General features: G+C 64.4%; 17 protein-coding genes and 1 tRNA gene. 8 read left to right on the top strand and 10 right to left on the bottom strand.

Annotation, left to right across the window (positions count from 1 at the left end; translation table 11 throughout):
• Positions 1–80: 80 nt before the first annotated feature.
• From B3E94_RS10295 to B3E94_RS10280, 4 genes are all read right to left on the bottom strand, one after another.
• Positions 81–156: transfer RNA gene (locus B3E94_RS10295), tRNA-Phe, on the bottom strand.
• Between the two features lie 90 nt (positions 157–246).
• Positions 247–519 carry an oxidative damage protection protein gene (locus tag B3E94_RS10290; protein ID WP_176517966.1) on the bottom strand — a complete coding sequence of 91 codons (273 nt, stop codon included), beginning with the start codon at positions 517–519 and terminating at the stop codon, positions 247–249.
• Positions 516–1,583 (bottom strand): A/G-specific adenine glycosylase, encoded by a 1,068-nt coding sequence (gene mutY / locus B3E94_RS10285; protein WP_286913402.1) that lies wholly within the window; start codon positions 1,581–1,583, stop codon positions 516–518. Before mutY ends, B3E94_RS10290 begins: the two co-directional genes overlap by 4 nt.
• The gene (locus B3E94_RS10280) at positions 1,580–3,823 is read right to left on the bottom strand and encodes an AsmA family protein (protein ID WP_286913401.1); all 2,244 of its coding nucleotides are present in this window, start codon (positions 3,821–3,823) and stop codon (positions 1,580–1,582) included. Before B3E94_RS10280 ends, mutY begins: the two co-directional genes overlap by 4 nt.
• 350 nt (positions 3,824–4,173) lie before the next feature.
• Between B3E94_RS10280 and B3E94_RS10275 the strand changes: the two genes are divergently transcribed.
• The 6 genes from B3E94_RS10275 (at position 4,174) to hisF (ending at position 9,059) form a co-directional block, all read left to right on the top strand.
• On the top strand, positions 4,174–5,832 hold the full coding sequence (locus B3E94_RS10275) for an OFA family MFS transporter (RefSeq protein WP_236238235.1): 1,659 nt from the start codon (positions 4,174–4,176) through the stop codon (positions 5,830–5,832).
• A 187-nt stretch (positions 5,833–6,019) separates the two neighbouring features.
• Positions 6,020–6,613 (top strand): imidazoleglycerol-phosphate dehydratase HisB, encoded by a 594-nt coding sequence (gene hisB, locus B3E94_RS10270; protein ID WP_027594270.1) that lies wholly within the window; start codon positions 6,020–6,022, stop codon positions 6,611–6,613.
• Positions 6,614–7,252 carry an imidazole glycerol phosphate synthase subunit HisH gene (gene hisH / locus B3E94_RS10265; protein WP_176517970.1) on the top strand — a complete coding sequence of 213 codons (639 nt, stop codon included), beginning with the start codon at positions 6,614–6,616 and terminating at the stop codon, positions 7,250–7,252. It begins immediately after the preceding gene.
• Complete coding sequence (locus tag B3E94_RS10260; RefSeq protein ID WP_176517971.1) at positions 7,253–7,513, top strand: DUF2164 domain-containing protein; 261 nt, start codon at positions 7,253–7,255, stop codon at positions 7,511–7,513.
• Positions 7,514–7,540: 27 nt separating this feature from the next.
• The gene (hisA, locus tag B3E94_RS10255) at positions 7,541–8,278 is read left to right on the top strand and encodes a 1-(5-phosphoribosyl)-5-[(5-phosphoribosylamino)methylideneamino]imidazole-4-carboxamide isomerase (protein WP_016484508.1); all 738 of its coding nucleotides are present in this window, start codon (positions 7,541–7,543) and stop codon (positions 8,276–8,278) included.
• A 10-nt stretch (positions 8,279–8,288) separates the two neighbouring features.
• On the top strand, positions 8,289–9,059 hold the full coding sequence (hisF, locus tag B3E94_RS10250) for an imidazole glycerol phosphate synthase subunit HisF (RefSeq protein WP_011536177.1): 771 nt from the start codon (positions 8,289–8,291) through the stop codon (positions 9,057–9,059).
• A gap of 128 nt (positions 9,060–9,187) precedes the next feature.
• Here hisF and choV read toward each other — a convergent pair whose 3' ends face one another.
• From choV to B3E94_RS10235, 3 genes are all read right to left on the bottom strand, one after another.
• Positions 9,188–10,366, bottom strand: coding sequence for a choline ABC transporter ATP-binding protein (gene choV, locus B3E94_RS10245; RefSeq protein WP_176517972.1), 1,179 nt, complete (start codon positions 10,364–10,366; stop codon positions 9,188–9,190).
• Positions 10,363–11,211 (bottom strand): choline ABC transporter permease subunit, encoded by an 849-nt coding sequence (gene choW / locus B3E94_RS10240; RefSeq protein ID WP_176517976.1) that lies wholly within the window; start codon positions 11,209–11,211, stop codon positions 10,363–10,365. Before choW ends, choV begins: the two co-directional genes overlap by 4 nt.
• Before the next feature lie 82 nt (positions 11,212–11,293).
• Complete coding sequence (locus B3E94_RS10235; RefSeq protein ID WP_176517973.1) at positions 11,294–12,241, bottom strand: choline ABC transporter substrate-binding protein; 948 nt, start codon at positions 12,239–12,241, stop codon at positions 11,294–11,296.
• A gap of 441 nt (positions 12,242–12,682) precedes the next feature.
• Between B3E94_RS10235 and B3E94_RS10230 the strand changes: the two genes are divergently transcribed.
• Both B3E94_RS10230 and B3E94_RS10225 read left to right on the top strand, forming a co-directional pair.
• On the top strand, positions 12,683–14,059 hold the full coding sequence (locus tag B3E94_RS10230) for an L-serine ammonia-lyase (RefSeq protein WP_286913397.1): 1,377 nt from the start codon (positions 12,683–12,685) through the stop codon (positions 14,057–14,059).
• Between the two features lie 459 nt (positions 14,060–14,518).
• Complete coding sequence (locus B3E94_RS10225) at positions 14,519–15,625, top strand: GlxA family transcriptional regulator (RefSeq protein WP_176517975.1); 1,107 nt, start codon at positions 14,519–14,521, stop codon at positions 15,623–15,625.
• A gap of 120 nt (positions 15,626–15,745) precedes the next feature.
• Here B3E94_RS10225 and B3E94_RS10220 read toward each other — a convergent pair whose 3' ends face one another.
• The 3 genes from B3E94_RS10220 to B3E94_RS10210 all read right to left on the bottom strand — a co-directional run bounded on the left by B3E94_RS10220 (position 15,746) and on the right by B3E94_RS10210 (position 17,737).
• On the bottom strand, positions 15,746–16,003 hold the full coding sequence (locus B3E94_RS10220; RefSeq protein WP_003255717.1) for a hypothetical protein: 258 nt from the start codon (positions 16,001–16,003) through the stop codon (positions 15,746–15,748).
• Positions 16,004–16,284: 281 nt separating this feature from the next.
• A complete protein-coding gene (locus B3E94_RS10215) occupies positions 16,285–16,761 on the bottom strand; it encodes a thioesterase family protein (protein WP_176516193.1) in 477 nt (158 codons plus the stop codon).
• A gap of 10 nt (positions 16,762–16,771) precedes the next feature.
• Complete coding sequence (locus tag B3E94_RS10210; protein ID WP_286913396.1) at positions 16,772–17,737, bottom strand: L-carnitine dehydrogenase; 966 nt, start codon at positions 17,735–17,737, stop codon at positions 16,772–16,774.
• Positions 17,738–17,749: the final 12 nt, after the last annotated feature.

Genomic DNA, 17,749 nt, shown 5'->3' with positions numbered 1-17,749 from the left:
CGCAGGCAACAAAAAACCCGCACTAGGCGGGTTTCTTGTTGTCGCTTCGGGTAACTTTGCAACCACCAGAAGCTTGAAGGTGGTGCCCAGAGACGGAGTCGAACCGCCGACACGAGGATTTTCAATCCTCTGCTCTACCGACTGAGCTATCTGGGCGACGAGGTGAATTAAATAGATTTCCAGACCGCTCGTCAACGACTTTTTGAAAAAATTTTAAATTAATTCCGTCGCTTACGATTTTTGGGGTCATTCGGCCGGTGGAACGTAGCCTTCGGCCTGGGCGTAATCTTCGCCGGCGAAAAACTTGTCCATCTCGCCCTGGAGGAACTTGCGGTCCTCGGCGTTCATCATGTTCAGGCGCTTTTCGTTGATCAGCATGGTCTGGTGCTTCTGCCAGTCGGCCCAGGCCTTCTGCGAGATGTGATCGAAGATGTCCTGGCCCTTGCTGCCTGGGTAAGGCGGGCGGTCCAGGCCTGGCAGTTCTTCTTTGTACTTGCGGCACATCACGGTGCGGGTCATCGGGCGTCTCCTGCAATCAGTTCGTCGGCCGCGCGTTTGAGCAGCTTCTTCACCGGGGCGGCGAGGCCCAGGCGCGGCGGGGGGGCGAGGTTATACCAGAGCCAGTCGGCCTCGGCCACGTGCTGGCCGACCGGGTCGACGCGCACCAGCCAGGGCTCGATGGCCAGCTGGAAGTGGCTGAAGGTGTGGGTCAGGCCGTCAAGCGCGCGGCTGTCGGCCAGGCGCAGGCCATGCTGGTAGGCGAGGTCGTCGAGCTGGGCGATGTCGTCCAGCTCCGGCAGGCTCCACAGGCCGCCCCACAGGCCGCTGGAAGGCCGGCGGTAAAGCAGGATCGCGCCTTCGTGGTTGGCCAGCAGCGGCATCAGCGTGCGCCGTTGTGGCAGCGCCTTGCGTGGCTTGGGTTCGGGGTAGCGGGTTTCTTCGCCATGCAGGTGCGCTTCGCAGCCGCGCTGCACCGGGCAGATCAGGCAGCTGGGCTTGCTGCGGGTACACAGCGTGGCGCCCATGTCCATCATCGCCTGGGTGTAGTGGTTGGCGCGTTGCTGCGGGGTGAAGCGCTCGGCGGTGGCCCACAGCTGGTTGGCTACCTTGGGCTCGCCGGGGTAGCCGGCCTGGGCGGTGTAGCGGGCCAGCACGCGCTTGACGTTGCCGTCGAGGATCGGCGCGCGGATGCCCATGCTGATGCTGGCGATGGCACCGGCGGTGGAGCGGCCGATGCCGGGCAGCTCGGTGAGCTGCTCGACGCTGCGCGGAAACTCGCCGCCATACTGCTCGACCACCACCTTCGCCGCCTTCTGCAGGTTGCGCGCACGGGTGTAGTAACCCAGCCCGGTCCACAGGTGCAGCACTTCGTCTTCCGGCGCCTCGGCCAGCGCCTGCACGGTCGGCAGGGCCTGCATGAAGCGGTCGAAGTAGTTGAGCACGGTGCTGACCTGGGTCTGCTGCAGCATGATTTCCGACACCCACACCCGGTAGGGGGTGATGCCCTGTTGCCAGGGCAGGTCGTGGCGGCCGTGCTGGTCGTACCAGGCCAGCACGGCGCTGGAGAACTGCTCTGGGCTCATCGCTTGAACAGCCCCTTGAGCGTTTCTTTCAGTTCTGGGCTCACTTTGTCTCCGAGTTTTTCATCGAGCTTTTCATCGATCTTGTCTTTGAGGCGGTTGCCGGCCAGCTTCGCCGCGACCTTGCCCAGGCCGTCCTGGTCCAGGCGGCAGGCCTTGGCGCCCAGCTCCAGCGGGCCACGGCAGCGCAGCGGCACTTCGACGCCGACATAGCGTTCGTTGACCTGGCAGGCCGGGTCCGGCATGGCGCGCTGGTCGCCTTCGACGATCACGCCGACGTTGTAGTCCATGCCCAGCACACGCAGGTCGAGGTCACCATGGCCGTTGACGGTAAGGCCCGGGATGCGCGCCTTGAGGTCCGGGTTGCTGGCGACGCCATTGCGCACCACCAGGCTGCCGCGCAGTTCCTGGAACGGGGTGTCCTTGCCGCGCGGTTCGCCACTGAGGGTCTTGCGGTTGAGGGTGGCGATGGCCTGGCACAGCTGTTGTTCCAGGTTGGCGTTGACCAGCACACCGTCGTTGATGGTGAAGTTTGCGCTGCCGTTGAGGGTGTCGACCAGTGCCTTCTGGCTGTTGCCGGTGGCGGTCAGGTCGCTGTTGAGGGTCAGCAGGCCTTTGACTGGCGGGGCCTGCTCTTTGCCTTCGCGCTTGATGAAGTGCTCGACCGGCACGCGGTTGATCTTGGTATTCAAGCCAACCTGCGGCACCGCAGGGCGCACGTCGACGCTGCCCTTGGCTTCGAAACTGCCGTTGTAGAGGCCGCCGCGCAGGCTTTGCAGGGTCAGCAGGCCGCCTTGGCTGGTGGCCTGAAGCTGGGCATCGCTGATCGGCAGCTTGTCCAGGGTCAGCGCGCCGAAGGCCAGGTCCGCTTGCAGGTCGAGCTCGCGCAGGCGGTCCACCGGCAGCAGCTTGTCATTGCTCCAGGCCACCTGGGTCGGGGCGTTGGGCAGCGGCGAGGTGCCGGGGTTGCCCACGGCGCTGGTTTCCTGTTGCTGCACTTCGCTCTGGCGCGCGGCCGTGGCGCCCTTGGCCTCTTCGCTCTTGGCCGGCAGGTAGCGGTCGGCGTCGAACTTGTCGCCCTTGAGCTGCAGGCGCAGGGCCTGCTTGGCGAAGTCGTCCACGGCCACGCGGCCGGTGAAGGTGCTGTCGTCCAGTTTTACCGCAAGGTCGGCCAGGGCCAGGCTGTTCGGCGTGCCCTGCAGGCGGGTCACCAGCTCCAGCTTGGCGAAGGCGGCCGGGTCGTTGGTGGCCGGCAGGGGGCGGCCGATGCTGTCGAGGAAGGTGCGCAGGTTGAACTGGGCGATCGACAGGCCACCGCTGAGCTGCGGGGCTTTGTCCAGGTCGCGCAGGTTCAGCTCGCCGAGGGCGCGCAGCTGGTTGGCCGAGACTTTCAGGCCGTTCCACGAGGCGACGTTGGCGGCCATGTCGACCAGCAACTGGCCCTGGGCGGCGAAGGTCACGGTCTTGCCGCCGGTGGGCTCGCCCGAGGTTTCGCCCGACAGGCGCATGTCTTCGAAGTTGTAGCGCTTGAGCTTGCGGTCGAAGCGCAGCTCGCCGGCAAGCTCGGTACGGGCCTTGATGTTCGGCTGGCTGGCGCTGAGGAAGGCACTGGCCTTGAGGGCGATGTTGGTGCCCTCGTGAACGGGGCCGGTACTCAGCTGGATGCTTTCGGCGCTGTAGCTCTTGCCGTTCTGGGCATCGGTGTACTGCACCCGGGCGTTGTTCACGGTCAGGCTGTCGATGTCGAGCTTGACCGCACGCTCGCTGCCGCTGTCGGCAGGTGCGCCGGGTTGCTCGGCGGGGGCCGGTGCGTTGCTGCTGGCGCCGCCCTGGGGTGGCAGCGGCTTGCCGATGTCCTGCCAGTTGCCATGGCCTTGCTCATCGCGCACCAGGGTCAGGTTCAGGCCTTCGACGCGCACGTCGCTCATCTGCACTTCGCGGCGCAGCAAGGGCAGCACGCGCACCGACAGGCCGAGCATCTGCAGGTCGGCAAACGGCTCGGTGGGCTTGTTCAGGGTGGCGATGCTGGCATCGTGCAGCTCCAGGCCCAGCCAGGGGAACAGGCTCCAGCCGATATCGCCATTGAGGGTCAGCTCGACATGGGCCTTGTCGCGCGCCAGCTGGCGGATCTCGTCTTTGTAGTCGTTGGGATCGAAGAGGTGGGTCAGGGCAAAGCCCAGTGCCACGATGATCAGCAGCAACCCGAGAAGCCCCAGTCCCAGGATTTTGCCGAACGCTTTCATGGGCGAGTCCTTGTAGTCCGTTTTTGAATTCAAGCGGTTGAGTATAGCGCCGCCGGGGTAGGGCCTGAGTATCCGACAAGAGATACAGGCCATTTCCTACTAATGGATCAGGTAGTTCGGCTTTCGACAGCCTGAGGGCGGGCAGTTCCGTCCGTTTATGGGAGAGGCGCGCTCCTGCATCAGATTGCCACTATGTCAGGTGTTGCTGATACCCTTGCGCCGCTTGCGTGGAGCGCCGCGACAGATTGTCGCGGGCGTTGCCGCCAACGGCCGCGTTTCACCTTGTGTGCAGCCAGAAGAGCCGGGCATTCAATCCGCGGGCATCGTCTACCTACAAAAGGATCGAATCCATGAACAGCAGTATCACGGCAGGGGCCGCCGCCAGCGCGCCGGGCTTCCTGTCGAAGGAGCGCATCATCGCCCGCCCGGGCTTCAACCGCTGGCTGGTGCCGCCGGCGGCCCTGGCCATTCACCTGTGCATCGGCATGGCCTACGGTTTTTCGGTGTTCTGGTTGCCGTTGTCCCAGGCCATCGGCATCACCGCCCCGGTCGCCTGCTCGGCCGACATGGGCTTCATCGCCCGCCTGTTCAGCGCCGAGTGCGACTGGCCGATCTCGATGCTGAGCTGGATCTACACCCTGTTCTTCGTCTTCCTCGGCTGCTCGGCCGCGGTGCTCGGCGGCTGGCTGGAACATGCCGGCCCGCGCAAGGCCGGCCTGGTGTCGGCGCTGTGCTGGTGCGGCGGCATGCTGATTTCGGCGGTCGGGGTAAAAACCCACCAGCTCTGGTTGATGTGGCTGGGCTCCGGGGTCATTGGCGGTATCGGCCTGGGCCTGGGGTACATCTCGCCGGTCTCGACCCTGATCAAGTGGTTCCCGGACAAGCGCGGCATGGCCACCGGCATGGCGATCATGGGCTTCGGCGGCGGCGCCATGGTGGGTGCACCCTTGGCCACCGCGCTGATGGGCCACTTTGGCAACGAGCATGAAGTCGGCGTGTGGCAGAGCTTCGTCGCCATGGCCGCGATCTACTTCGTGTTCATGACCGCCGGCGCCCTGGCCTACCGCGTGCCGCCCACCGGCTGGAAGCCCGAGGGCTGGACCGCGCCGCTGAAGAAGGCCAACGCGATGGTCACCGACCGCCACGTGCATGTCAGCGTTGCGTGGAAAACCCCGCAGTTTGCGTTGATCTGGCTGGTACTGTGCCTGAACGTGTCGGCCGGTATCGGCATCCTCGGCATGGCCTCGCCGCTGTTGCAGGAAGTGTTCGCCGGCAAGCTGCTGGGCAACGAGCTGACCTTCAGCGAGCTGAACCCCGCGCAGCTGGCGCAGATTGCCGCGATCGCCGCCGGCTTCACCGGCCTGTTGAGCCTGTTCAACATCGGCGGGCGCTTCTTCTGGGCCTCGTTCTCGGACTACATCGGCCGCAAGAACACCTATTTTGCCTTCTTCGCCCTGGGTGTCGGCCTCTACAGCCTGGTGCCGAACATGGGGCACCTGGGCAACGTGGCGCTGTTCGTGGCGGCGTTCTGCATCATCCTGTCGATGTATGGCGGCGGTTTCGCCACGGTGCCGGCGTACCTTGCCGACCTGTTCGGCACGCAGATGGTCGGTGCCATTCACGGCCGCCTGCTGACCGCCTGGGCGGCGGCGGGGGTGCTGGGGCCGGTGCTGATCACCTACCTGCGCGAGTACCAACTGGCGGCGGGCGTGGAGCGGGCAGCGGCTTATGACATGACCCTGTACATCCTCGCCGGCCTGCTGGTGCTGGGCTTTGTCTGCAACATGCTGGTGCGGCCGGTGGCGGACAAGCACTTCATGAGCGACGCCGAACTTGCCGCCGAGCGGGCGCTGAGCCATGACAAGGGCGCCGATGGCGGCCGGTCGCTGGAGTGGCACGCTGCGCCGGGGAGCCTGCCGCTGGTGCTGGTGGCCTGGGCGGTGGTGGTGATTCCGCTGGCCTGGGGGGTGTGGGTCACCCTGCAGAAGACGGCGGTGCTGTTCCATTGAGGGCCTCATCGCCGGCAAGCCGGCTCCCACACGAGCGCTGTGATGTTGAGATCTGTGGGAGCCGGCTTGCCGGCGATCGGGCTGCAAAGCAGCCTCCGGCATTGCCATATGTCATCCGCGTTTCAAGCTGGCGCGTTCTGGGCCTATAATGGAGCCCTTTTCGCCCAATGATTTTGCGGAGCTGGTGATGGTCGAACGTAAGGCTTCCGTCGAGCGCAATACCCTGGAAACCCAGGTCAAGTGCTCGATCAACCTCGATGGCAGTGGCAAGGCTCGATTCGATATCGGCGTGCCTTTCCTTGAACACATGCTCGACCAGATCGCCCGACATGGGCTGATCGATCTGGATATCGAGTGCAAGGGTGACCTGCATATCGACGATCACCATACCGTCGAAGACGTCGGTATCACCCTGGGCCAGGCATTTGCCCAGGCCATCGGCGACAAGAAGGGCATCTTCCGCTACGGCCACGCCTACGTGCCGCTGGATGAAGCGCTGTCGCGGGTGGTCATCGACTTCTCCGGCCGCCCTGGCCTGCAGATGCACGTGCCGTACACCCGGGCCACGGTCGGTGGCTTCGATGTCGACCTGTTCCAGGAGTTCTTCCAGGGCTTCGTCAACCACGCCCTGGTGAGCCTGCACATCGACAACCTGCGTGGCCACAATACCCACCACCAGATCGAAACCGTGTTCAAGGCTTTCGGCCGCGCCCTGCGCATGGCCATTACCCTGGACGAGCGCATGGCCGGGCAGATGCCATCCACCAAGGGATGCCTGTAAATGCAGACGGTAGCCGTAATCGACTATGGCATGGGCAACCTGCACTCGGTGGCCAAGGCGCTGGAGCACGTAGGTGCCGGCAAGGTCGTGGTCACCAGCGACGCGGCCGTCATCCGCGAAGCTGACCGTGTGGTGTTTCCAGGCGTCGGCGCGATCCGCGACTGCATGGCCGAGATCCGCCGCCTGGGCTTCGACAGCCTGGTGCGCGAAGTCAGCCAGGACCGCCCGTTCCTCGGTATCTGCGTGGGCATGCAAGCACTGCTCGAGCACAGCGAAGAGAACCAGGGCGTCGACTGCATCGGCCTGTTCCCAGGCCAGGTGCGCTTCTTCGGCAAGGGCCTGGAAGAAGACGGCGAGCACCTGAAAGTGCCGCACATGGGTTGGAACGAGGTCAGCCAGACCATCGACCACCCGCTGTGGCACGACATCCCCGAGCGTGCGCGCTTCTACTTCGTGCACAGCTACTACATCGAAGCCGGCAAGCCGGGCCAGGTGGTCGGCCGCGGCCACTATGGCGTCGACTTCGCCGCCGCGCTGGCCGATGGTTCGCGTTTCGCCGTGCAGTTCCACCCCGAGAAGAGCCATACCCATGGCCTGCAGCTGCTGCAGAACTTCGTGGCCTGGGACGGGCGCTGGTAAATGAGCAGGTCGAAGGCCAAGGCCCCGGTCATCACCCTGGCCCCCGAACAGGAGCGCGAGGCGCTCGATACCCTCAAGCGTTTTCTCGAAGACCGTTTCGAGTTGCAGTTGGGGTCGTTCGAAGTGGCGGAGGTCCTCGACGTGTTCAGCAAAGAGATTGCACCCCATTACTACAACAGGGCGATTGCCGATGTTCAGCTGCACCTCAAGGAGCGGTTCGAGAGCATCGAAAGCGACCTGTGGGCACTCGAGAAGCCCTGAAACCCAACAAATAGACAGGTTCCCAAGATGCTGATTATCCCCGCTATCGATCTGAAGGACGGTGCCTGCGTGCGCCTGCGCCAAGGCCGCATGGAAGACTCCACGGTATTCTCCGACGACCCGGTGAGCATGGCCGCCAAGTGGGTCGAGGGTGGCTGCCGCCGCCTGCACCTGGTCGACCTCAACGGCGCCTTCGAAGGCCAGCCGGTCAACGGTGAAGTGGTTACCGCCATCGCCAAGCGCTACCCGACCCTGCCGATCCAGATCGGCGGCGGCATCCGTTCGCTGGAAACCATCGAGCACTACGTCAAGGCTGGCGTGAGCTACGTGATCATCGGCACCAAGGCGGTCAAGCAGCCGGAGTTCGTCGCCGAAGCGTGCAAGGCGTTCCCGGGCAAGGTCATCGTCGGCCTGGATGCCAAGGACGGTTTCGTCGCCACCGACGGCTGGGCCGAAGTGAGCACGGTGCAGGTGATCGACCTGGCCAAGCGTTTCGAGGCCGATGGCGTCTCGGCGATCGTCTACACCGACATCGCCAAGGACGGCATGATGCAAGGCTGCAACGTGCCCTTCACCAAGGCCCTGGCCGAAGCCACGCGCATTCCTGTGATCGCCTCGGGCGGCATCCACAACCTGGGTGACATCAAGGCCCTGCTGGACGCCAAGGCCCCCGGCATCATCGGCGCCATCACCGGCCGTGCCATCTACGAAGGCACCCTCGATGTCGCCGAGGCCCAGGCCTTCTGCGACAACTACCAAGGCTGAGGACTGAACCATGGCACTGGCCAAGCGCATCATCCCTTGCCTGGACGTGGACAACGGCCGGGTGGTCAAGGGCGTCAAGTTCGAGAACATCCGTGATGCCGGCGACCCGGTGGAAATCGCCCGCCGCTACAACGAGCAGGGTGCCGACGAAATCACCTTCCTCGACATCACCGCCAGCGTCGATGGCCGCGACACCACGCTGCATACCGTGGAGCGCATGGCCAGCCAGGTGTTCATCCCGCTGACCGTGGGCGGTGGCGTGCGCACCGTGCAGGACATCCGCAACCTGCTCAACGCCGGTGCCGACAAGGTTTCGATCAACACCGCCGCGGTGTTCAACCCCGAGTTCGTGGGCGAGGCGGCAGACCGTTTCGGTTCGCAGTGCATCGTGGTCGCCATCGATGCCAAGAAGGTTTCCGGGCCGGGCGAAGCGCCGCGCTGGGAGATCTTCACCCACGGTGGGCGCAAGCCCACCGGGCTGGATGCCGTGGAATGGGCGAAGAAGATGGAAGGCCTGGGTGCCGGCGAGATCCTGCTGACCAGCATGGACCAGGACGGTATGAAGAACGGCTTCGACCTCGGGGTTACCCGGGCGATCAGCGATGCGCTGGGGATCCCGGTGATTGCCTCGGGTGGTGTGGGTAACCTGCAGCACCTGGCGGACGGGATTCTGGAAGGGCATGCCAGTGCGGTGCTGGCGGCCAGTATCTTCCACTTTGGCGAGTACACGGTGCCTGAGGCCAAGGCCTACATGGCATCGCGCGGGATCGTGGTTCGCTGATGGATCGATTGGGGCCGCCTTGCGGCCCATTCGCGGGGCAAGCCCGCTCCCACAGATTCAAGAGTTGCATGTAACCTGTGGGAGCGGGCTTGCCCCGCGAATGGGCTGCAAAGCAGCCCCAATTTGCTTCACCCGTGGTTCTTGCCAAGCAAGGCGTGATAAAGCTCGGTATCCCCCAAAATCCCCACCACCTTGTCGTTGTCCTGCAACACCAGCTTGTTGCCGGTCTGATAACGAATCCGCAGCGCCTCGCGCATGCCGATGTCGGCATTCACCAGCGTCGGCCGACGCTCCAGCAAGTCCACATCCTGCCCCGGCGCCCAGTTCTGCAGGTCCAGCCCGTTCTGGCCCTGGCGCGCACGCTTGAGCGAACCGCCTTCGCCAAGGTCCAGCCACGAGTCGATCCCCGGGTCCAGGCACACCGAGCCATTGATCCGCTTGCAGTTGTCCAGGGTGCGCATGAGGCTGCGGCCGCACAGCACGTTGAGTGGGTTGGTATGGGCGACGAAGGTGCGCACATACTCGTCGGCCGGGTTGAGCACGATCTCTTCCGGCTTGCTGTACTGGATGATCCGCCCATCCTTCATGATGGCGATGCGGCTACCCAGTTTCAGCGCTTCATCGAGGTCGTGGCTGACGAACACGATGGTCTTGCTCAGCTTGTTCTGCAGCGCCAGCAGCTCGTCCTGCAGGCCCTGGCGGATCAGCGGGTCGAGGGCCGAGAACGGCTCGTCCATCAGCAGGATGTCGGCGTCCATCGCCAGCGCCCGGGCCAGGCCCACGCGTTGCTGCATGCCGCCGGAGAGTTCGTCCGGCTTCTTGTTGCGCCACTGGGTCAGGCCCACCAGTTCGAGCTTCTCATCCACCAGCTTGCGCCGTTCCTTTTCCGGCCGGCCCTGCATTTCCAGGCCAAAGCTGATGTTCTCGCGCACCGTCAGCCATGGCATCAGGGCGAACTTCTGGAACACCATGGCGATGCGCTTGGTGCGCATCATCTTCAGCTCTGCCGGGGTGCAGTGGGCGATGTCGATGTGCTTGCCTTCGTGCTCGACGAACAGCTTGCCGCGGCTCACGGTGTTGAGGCCGTTGATGCAGCGCAGCAGGCTCGACTTGCCCGAACCAGACAAGCCCATCAGCACGCAGATCTCGCCCTTGTTGATGTCCAGGTTGGCCTTTTCGACCCCCACCACCAGGCCGGTCTGCTTGAGGATCTGCTCGCGGGTCTTGCCCTGGTCGAGCAGCGCCAGCGCTTCGCGCGGCTTGTTGGAGAAGATGACGTCGACGTCTTCGAAGCGAATGATGCTCATGCCTCACCCCTTACCGGCAGTTCCGGTTGCTTGCAGATACGGTCGAGCATGATCGCCAGCAGCACGATCGCCAGGCCCGCTTCGAAGCCCAGGGAGATATCGGCGGTGTTCAGTGCGTTGACCACAGGTTTGCCCAGGCCGTCGGCGCCGACCAGGGCGGCGATCACCACCATCGACAGCGACAGCATGATGCACTGGGTGACGCCGGCGGCGATGCTCGGCATCGCATGCGGCAGTTCGATGCGGGTGAGCAGTTGCCGGCGCGAGCAGCCGAAGGCCTTGCCGGCGTCCAGCAGTTCCTGGGGGACGTCGCAGATGCCCAGGTAGGTCAGGCGAATGGGCGCGGCGATGGCGAACACCACCGTGGAAATCAGCCCCGGCACCACACCCAGGCCGAACAGGGTCAGGGTTGGGATCAGGTACACGAAGGTCGGTACCGTCTGCATCAGGTCGAGCACCGGGCGCATGGCGGTGTAGAACATCGGCTTGTGCGCGGCGAGGATGCCCAGCGGCACGCCGATGGCCACGCACACCACCGTGGCGAAGGTGACCTGCGCCAGGGTTTCCATGGTTTCCTGCCAGTACCCCAGGTTGAGGATCAGCAGGAAGGACAAGGCGACGAAGACGGTCAGTGCCCATTTGCGCTGGATCAGGTGCGCAAGGGCGGCGAACAGGGCAATGAGCACGAACGGGTTGAACCAGGTCAGGGCGCTGGTGACCCCGTGGATCATGAATTCCAGGCCTTGGGCGATAGCGTCGAAGTAGCTGGCGCCGTTCTGGGTCAACCATTCGACGAATGAGGCGATGTACTGCCCCAGGGGTATTTTCTGATCGATAAGCATGATAGCGAGCTTCCACCTGCAAAGATTGAAATCAGTCCGGGGCGGGCACGGCCGCGCCCCGGCGGTGTTGCTACAGCGCCTTGCGTTATTGCGTCAGTTTGGCCTTGGCCGCTTCCAGGCCGGGTTTGCCATCCACGGTGGTCACGCCGGCCAGCCAGGTGTCCAGCTTGCCGGGGTTGGCCTTGAGCCACTTCCTGGCGGCGTCGTCGGGCTTCATCTTGTCGTCCAGGACATAGCCCATCATGGTGCTTTCATCCTTGAGCTCGAACGACAGGTTCTTCAGCAGCTGGCCGACGTTGCTGCATTCGTTGACGTAGCCCTTGCGGGTGTTGGTGAGCACGGTGGCCTTGCCGAACTCGGGGCCGAAGAAATCATCGCCGCCGGTGAGGTACTGCATCTTGAAGCGGGTGTTCATCGGGTGCGGTTCCCAGCCCAGGAACACGATCGCCTCGCCGCGCTTCTGCGCCCGGTCGACCTGCGCCAGCATGCCGGCCTCGCTCGACTGCACGATCTTGAAGCCGGCGTCCTTCAGGCCGAAGGCGTTCTTGTCGATCATGCTCTGGATGGTGCGGTTGCCGTCGTTGCCCGGTTCGATGCCGTAGATCTTGCCGTCCAGTTCCTTCTTGAACTTGGGAATGTCGCTGAAATCCTTCAGCCCCTTGTCATACAGCGCCTGGGGCACGGCCAGGGTGTACTTGGCGTTTTCCAGGTTGGCGCGAACCGTTTCGACGGTGCCGGCGTCGCGGTACTGCTTGATGTCGTTCTCCATGGTCGGCATCCAGTTGCCGAGAAACACGTCCAGGTCCTTGCCGGTGGCCAGCGACTTGTAGGTCACCGGTACCGAGATCATGGTGGTGTGGGTCTTGTAACCCAGTGCTTCGAGCACAACGCTGGTGGTTGCGGTGGTCACGGTGATGTCGGTCCAGCCGACGTCCGAGAAGCGTACCGTCTGGCACTGCTCGGGTTCGGCGGCGTGGGCCAGCAGCGGTGCCGATAGCAACGCAACCAGCAACAGCGAGGGTGAACCTTTCATGGATGGACTCCTGTGATTTTATCTTCGGGTTCGCGCGGGTCGCCGGGCTTTCTCAGGGTCCGGTCGACCAGGCCTGCAGAGGGCAGGTTGCGAGGCCGTGCAATACGAGTCGCTTTCGATAATCCTCCAGCGCCGGGCTTACGCCTACTGGTGGGGTCGTAACCAGTACCGAACGGGTCGCATCCAGTACGGGCGATGTCGCATATGGGTTTTTCCATCCTCACGGCCGCATTTTTGCGTCACCAGGGCGCTGGAAAACGGCGCACGGCTGGGCAAAACAGCGCGGCGCTGGTGGACAAAAGTACGTCGGTTGCAGACGGCGAGGAGGGCGTCAAAACCCCGATGATGCGTGCATTCGTGGCGGCTCGCAGCTTCAGCCTAGCAGTTGCCCCGCCCTGCGCATGGCGCGCAGAGACAAGCCCAGCAAGAGGTGAAGCGACAATGGCCATCAGCGTGTTCGACCTGTTCAAGATCGGTGTCGGGCCTTCCAGCTCCCACACCGTCGGCCCCATGCGCGCAGGCGCCCTGTTCGTCCAGGGCCTGCGCGAACGCGGCGAGCTGGAGCGGGTGAAGCGGGTGGAGGTGCAGCTGTATGGCTCGCTTTCGGCCACCGGCATTGGCCACGGCACCGACAACGCCACGATCATGGGCCTGATGGGCGAATGGCCGGACGCGATCGACCCGGCGCAGATCATCCCGCGCATCGCCGACCTGCGTGAAACCGACACCCTGCTGCTGGACAGCCGCCTGCCCATCGAATTCGTCTGGGCCCGCGACATGCGCCTGCTGGACGAGAACCTGCCGTACCACCCCAACGCCATGACCCTGATCGCCGAAGGCGAGCAGGGCGAGCTGCACCGCGACACCTACTACTCGGTGGGCGGCGGTTTCGTGGTCGATGCCGCGCAGGCCGCCAGCGGCGTGCTGGATGCCGACCAGACGGTGCTGCCCTACGACTTCAACAGCGCCGCCGAGCTGCTGCGCCTGTGCAAGCAAAACGACCTCAGCGTGTCGCAATTGATGATGGCCAACGAGAAGGTCTGGCGCAGCGAGCAAGAGATTCGCGCCGGCCTGCACACGCTCTGGCAAGCCATGCAGGAGTGCGTCAACAACGGCCTCAAGCACGAAGGCACGCTGCCTGGCGGTTTGAACGTGCGCCGCCGCGCCGCCAAGCTGCACCGCAGCCTGCAGGAGATCGGCAAACCCAACGTGATCGGCTCGACCATGAGCGCCATGGAGTGGGTGAACCTGTTCGCCCTGGCGGTCAACGAAGAGAACGCCGCCGGCGGGCGCATGGTGACCGCGCCCACCAACGGCGCGGCCGGCATCATCCCGGCGGTGCTGCACTACTACATGCGCTTCAGCGATGCGGTGGACGAGTCGTGCGTGGTCGATTTCTTCCTGGGTGCTGCTGCGGTGGGCATTTTGTGCAAGAAGAATGCGTCGATTTCCGGTGCCGAGGTGGGCTGCCAGGGCGAGGTCGGTTCGGCCTGCGCCATGGCGGCGGCGGGCCTGGCCGAAGTGCTGGGGGCGACGCCGCCGCAGCTGGAGAATGCGGCCGAGATTGCCCTGGAGCATAACCTGGGGCTGACCTGCGACCCGGTGGGTGGGCTGGTGCAGGTGCCGTGCATCGAGCGCAATGCGATTGCGGCGGTGAAGGCCATCAATGCGGTGCAGATGGCCTTGCGCGGCGATGGCGAGCACTTCATCTCGCTCGACCAGGTGATCCGCACCATGCGCGACACCGGGGCCGACATGCATGACAAATACAAAGAGACTTCGCGTGGTGGCCTGGCGGTCAGCGTCATCGAATGCTGAATCCTGGGAGGCCCTGCTGGCCTCTTAGCGGGGCAAGCCCGCTGCCACAGGTTTACCTCTCTATCTGTAGGCGCGGGCTTGCCCCGCTAAGAGGCCGCCGCCCCGTTTTGGGGCGCCGATGCACGCCGGCCGTCGGATGTCGCGATTGGTATGTGCGTTGTCGGTGACACTCAAGAGTGTCGTTTCTGGAAAACCCACACTGCGCGTGTCACTAAACTGCTCAACCGTTACACGCATCGCACTAACTCGCCGGTTTTAGGCGATTGACAACCTCGATGCAAGACCTTGAATTGCCCAACAATGGCGTCGTTTTCAGGTTTTTTCGAATGGCCGTTCAACTTCAGGCACGGCGTTTGCGTTGAGATTGGCAGACCACCCCCGGAAAATGACCGAGGGGTCAATAACAAGAAATCAGTGCCCGCCTGAGGCACGCCCAGCATTGTGTGAGGAGAAATCGCGATGACGTCGTACACCTCCGGGAATCCAACCCAGAACCGCACAGCACCCCAGTCCATCGGGTTTCTTCTACTGGACAACTTCACCCTGATTTCCCTGGCTTCGGCCGTCGAGCCGCTGCGCATGGCCAACCAGCTGTCCGGCCGCGAGCTGTACCGCTGGCACACCCTGACCGTCGATGGTGGCCAGGTATGGGCCAGTGATGGCCTGCAGATCACCCCGGATGCGGCCATCGGCAATGCACCGCCCGTGGACACCGTGATCGTCTGCGGGGGTGTCGGCATCCAGCGTTCGGTCACCCGAGAGCACGTCACCTGGTTGCAGGCCCAGGCCCGCCAGTCGCGCCGGCTGGGCGCGGTGTGCACCGGCAGCTGGGCGCTGGCCTGTGCCGGCCTGCTCGATGGCTTCGATTGCAGCGTGCACTGGGAATGCCTGGCGGCGATGCAGGAGGCCTTCCCGCGGGTGAACATGAGCACCCGCCTGTTCACCCTCGACCGCAACCGCTTCACCAGCTCCGGCGGCACCGCGCCACTGGACATGATGCTGCACCTGATCAGCCGCGATCACGGCCGCGAGCTGTCGGCGGCGATTTCCGAAATGTTCGTCTACGAGCGCATCCGCAACGAGCAGGACCACCAGCGCGTGCCGCTCAAGCACATGCTCGGCACCAACCAGCCGAAGCTGCAGGAAATCGTCGCGCTGATGGAAGCCAACCTCGAAGAGCCGATCGACCTGGATGAACTGGCGGTGTACGTGTCGGTGTCGCGCCGCCAGCTCGAGCGGCTGTTCCAGAAGTACCTGCACTGCTCGCCGTCGCGCTACTACCTGAAGCTGCGCCTGATCCGCGCGCGGCAGCTGCTCAAGCAGACGCCGATGTCGATCATCGAGGTGGCGTCGGTGTGCGGCTTCGTCTCCACCCCGCACTTCTCCAAGTGTTACCGCGAGTACTTCGGCATTCCGCCGCGCGATGAGCGCGTGGGTTCCAATACCGCGCAGCAGGTGGCGATGATGCCGATTCCGCAGGCCATGGCGCTGTCGCCGCACAGCGGGCCGATGGCGGCGCTGAGCCAGGCGCGCAACGAATCGACCTTTGCCAGTGTGAGGCTCTGAAACCGCACTGGCCCCATCGCCGGCAAGCCGGCTCCCACAGGTAACCCACAGCCCTTGAGCTCAGTGGGGTACCTGTGGGAGCCGGCTTGCCGGCGATAGGGCCAGTACAGGAAAAGCCGATCAGGCGCGCTTGTTGAACTGCGCCAACGCCGGCAACAGCTGTTTGTCGATGGCCTGGCGCACCGCCGGCAAGATCGTCGCGCTGCCGGTATACATCTGCTCGACCATGCCCTTGAGCGCCCGCGCGTTGGGCTCGGTCAGCCCCCGCACCACCGCTTCGCAGGCCTGCTCGGCACTGGCCCCGGCCGGAATGTCGAAACCGCGCGCGCGCAGGTGGCCTGCCAGGTCGTCCTGATCAATCAAATCCGCATGCATCATGGCTGTTGTCCCTTTTATCGCGAAGAGAGTGCTGCTTGATTCACATCGATTCTGTGACGCGCACGGCAGCCCCGCAACAACAGAATGCCGCCATGGCTGCTTTGGCTAAGAACAGGTCGTTTACGGCTAAATCCCGCGCCCGGCAAGCCTGCACACTGAAGCCATTCACGGTACCAGGGGGTTTGGTCACCCTCGCTCACGCACAGTGGATGTTGCTCGCTCTTGGCCCCGCTGGCTCACGGCTTTGCGGGGCTATTTTTTTGCCCCGCAAACACCCGTTGTCAGGCCTTCGCGGGAAGGCCGATCACCCGGCCGGTGAACGCAGGCGCAGGCAGATCCTGCTGTTCAGCCAGCAACCCTTGCAGCAATTCGACGCTGCGCTCAGCGAACGGTGAAGACTTCGGCCCGGCCAGGTCGACATGCAGCAGCATCTGCTCGCTGGCCGCCAGGGCCTCGTCGAACCCCGCCCGATGCAGGCTGTGGTAGACATGCAGGCGCTTGCGGTCGAAGCCGACGATCTGCGTCTGCACCCACACCTCGGTGCCCAGCTTCACTTCGTGCAGGTAGTTGATGTGAGCTTCCAGGGTGAACAGCGAATTGCCACTCTGCCCACGGCTGTCGGCATCCAGGCCGATGCGCTCCATCAGCGCATCGGTGGCATAGCTGAAGATCAGCAGGTAGAAGGCATCGCGCAGATGCCCGTTGTAGTCGACCCAGTCCTCCTGGACGGGGGTGCGGTAAGTGGTCAGTGCGGGCATCGTGCGCTCCTCAGTCGCCAAAGGCCATGCCGTGCTTGGCCTTGCTGGCCTTCACCGCGTCCAGCACCGCCAGCAGGGTATCATCACGATAGCGCTCCAGCGCGGCGATGCTGCGTTCGCCCTGTTGCGCCGAGGTGCCGTCCACCACGTCGTCGATCAGCTTGTCGGTCAGCTCGGGGGCGGGCAGGTAGGTCCAGGGCAGTTTCAGCGCCGGGCCGAACTGCGACATGAAGTGGCGCATGCCCGCATCGCCGCCAGCCAGGGTGTAGGTGAGGAAAGTGCCCATGAACGACCAGCGCAAACCGGCGCCGAAGCGGATGGCATCGTCGATTTCGCCGGTGGTGGCGACGCCGTCGTTGACCAGGTGCAGCGCCTCGCGCCACAGCGCTTCGAGCAGGCGGTCGGCGATGAAGCCCGGCACTTCCTTGCGCACGTGCAGCGGGCGCATGCCGAGGGCGGTGTAGATGGTTTTCGCCGCCTCGATGGCTTCGGGCGCGGTGCGGTTGCCGCCGACGATCTCCACCAGCGGCAGCAGGTACACCGGGTTGAACGGGTGGCCGACCACGCAGCGTTCGGGGTGGGTGGCCGATTCGTAGAACTCGCTGGGCAGCAGGCCCGAGGTGCTCGAGCCGATGATGGCGTCAGGCTTGGCCGCGGCGCTGATCTTGGCGTGCAGCTCGAGCTTGAGGTCCAGCCGCTCTGGCGCGCTTTCCTGGATGAAGTCGGCGTTGCGCACGCACTCCTCGATGGTGGCCACAAAGCTCAGGCGCTCGGGTGATGCGCCTGCCGCCAGGCCCTGCTTTTCAAGCGCAGGCCAGGCGTTGGCGATGCGCTTGCGCAACGCCTGCTCGGCACCCGGTGCCGGGTCCCAGGCGATCACGTCCAGGCCGTGGGCCAGGGCGCGGGCGACCCAGCCGCTGCCGATCACGCCGCTACCCAGGGCGGCGAAGGTCTTGATCTCGGTGATGAAGGGCATATCGGTCTCCAG

It is taken from the genome of Pseudomonas sp. UBA6315 (genome assembly GCF_002438125.1).
Lineage (GTDB): Bacteria > Pseudomonadota > Gammaproteobacteria > Pseudomonadales > Pseudomonadaceae > Aquipseudomonas > Aquipseudomonas faucium.
This window is presented reverse-complemented; position numbering and strand designations above follow the sequence as displayed.

Excerpts from the sequence above, each read along its gene's own strand:
- hisH (WP_176517970.1), top strand. The coding sequence starts at position 6,614 with ATGCAGACGGTAGCCGTAATCGACTATGGCATGGGCAACCTGCACTCG.
- hisB (WP_027594270.1), top strand. The coding sequence starts at position 6,020 with ATGGTCGAACGTAAGGCTTCCGTCGAGCGCAATACCCTGGAAACCCAG.
- B3E94_RS10230 (WP_286913397.1), top strand. The coding sequence starts at position 12,683 with ATGGCCATCAGCGTGTTCGACCTGTTCAAGATCGGTGTCGGGCCTTCC.
- B3E94_RS10210 (WP_286913396.1), bottom strand. The coding sequence starts at position 17,737 with ATGCCCTTCATCACCGAGATCAAGACCTTCGCCGCCCTGGGTAGCGGC.
- B3E94_RS10260 (WP_176517971.1), top strand. The coding sequence starts at position 7,253 with ATGAGCAGGTCGAAGGCCAAGGCCCCGGTCATCACCCTGGCCCCCGAA.
- choV (WP_176517972.1), bottom strand. The coding sequence starts at position 10,366 with ATGAGCATCATTCGCTTCGAAGACGTCGACGTCATCTTCTCCAACAAG.
- B3E94_RS10235 (WP_176517973.1), bottom strand. The coding sequence starts at position 12,241 with ATGAAAGGTTCACCCTCGCTGTTGCTGGTTGCGTTGCTATCGGCACCG.
- B3E94_RS10215 (WP_176516193.1), bottom strand. The coding sequence starts at position 16,761 with ATGCCCGCACTGACCACTTACCGCACCCCCGTCCAGGAGGACTGGGTC.
- B3E94_RS10220 (WP_003255717.1), bottom strand. The coding sequence starts at position 16,003 with ATGATGCATGCGGATTTGATTGATCAGGACGACCTGGCAGGCCACCTG.
- mutY (WP_286913402.1), bottom strand. The coding sequence starts at position 1,583 with ATGAGCCCAGAGCAGTTCTCCAGCGCCGTGCTGGCCTGGTACGACCAG.
- B3E94_RS10225 (WP_176517975.1), top strand. The coding sequence starts at position 14,519 with ATGACGTCGTACACCTCCGGGAATCCAACCCAGAACCGCACAGCACCC.
- hisF (WP_011536177.1), top strand. The coding sequence starts at position 8,289 with ATGGCACTGGCCAAGCGCATCATCCCTTGCCTGGACGTGGACAACGGC.
- B3E94_RS10290 (WP_176517966.1), bottom strand. The coding sequence starts at position 519 with ATGACCCGCACCGTGATGTGCCGCAAGTACAAAGAAGAACTGCCAGGC.
- B3E94_RS10275 (WP_236238235.1), top strand. The coding sequence starts at position 4,174 with ATGAACAGCAGTATCACGGCAGGGGCCGCCGCCAGCGCGCCGGGCTTC.
- hisA (WP_016484508.1), top strand. The coding sequence starts at position 7,541 with ATGCTGATTATCCCCGCTATCGATCTGAAGGACGGTGCCTGCGTGCGC.
- B3E94_RS10280 (WP_286913401.1), bottom strand. The coding sequence starts at position 3,823 with ATGAAAGCGTTCGGCAAAATCCTGGGACTGGGGCTTCTCGGGTTGCTG.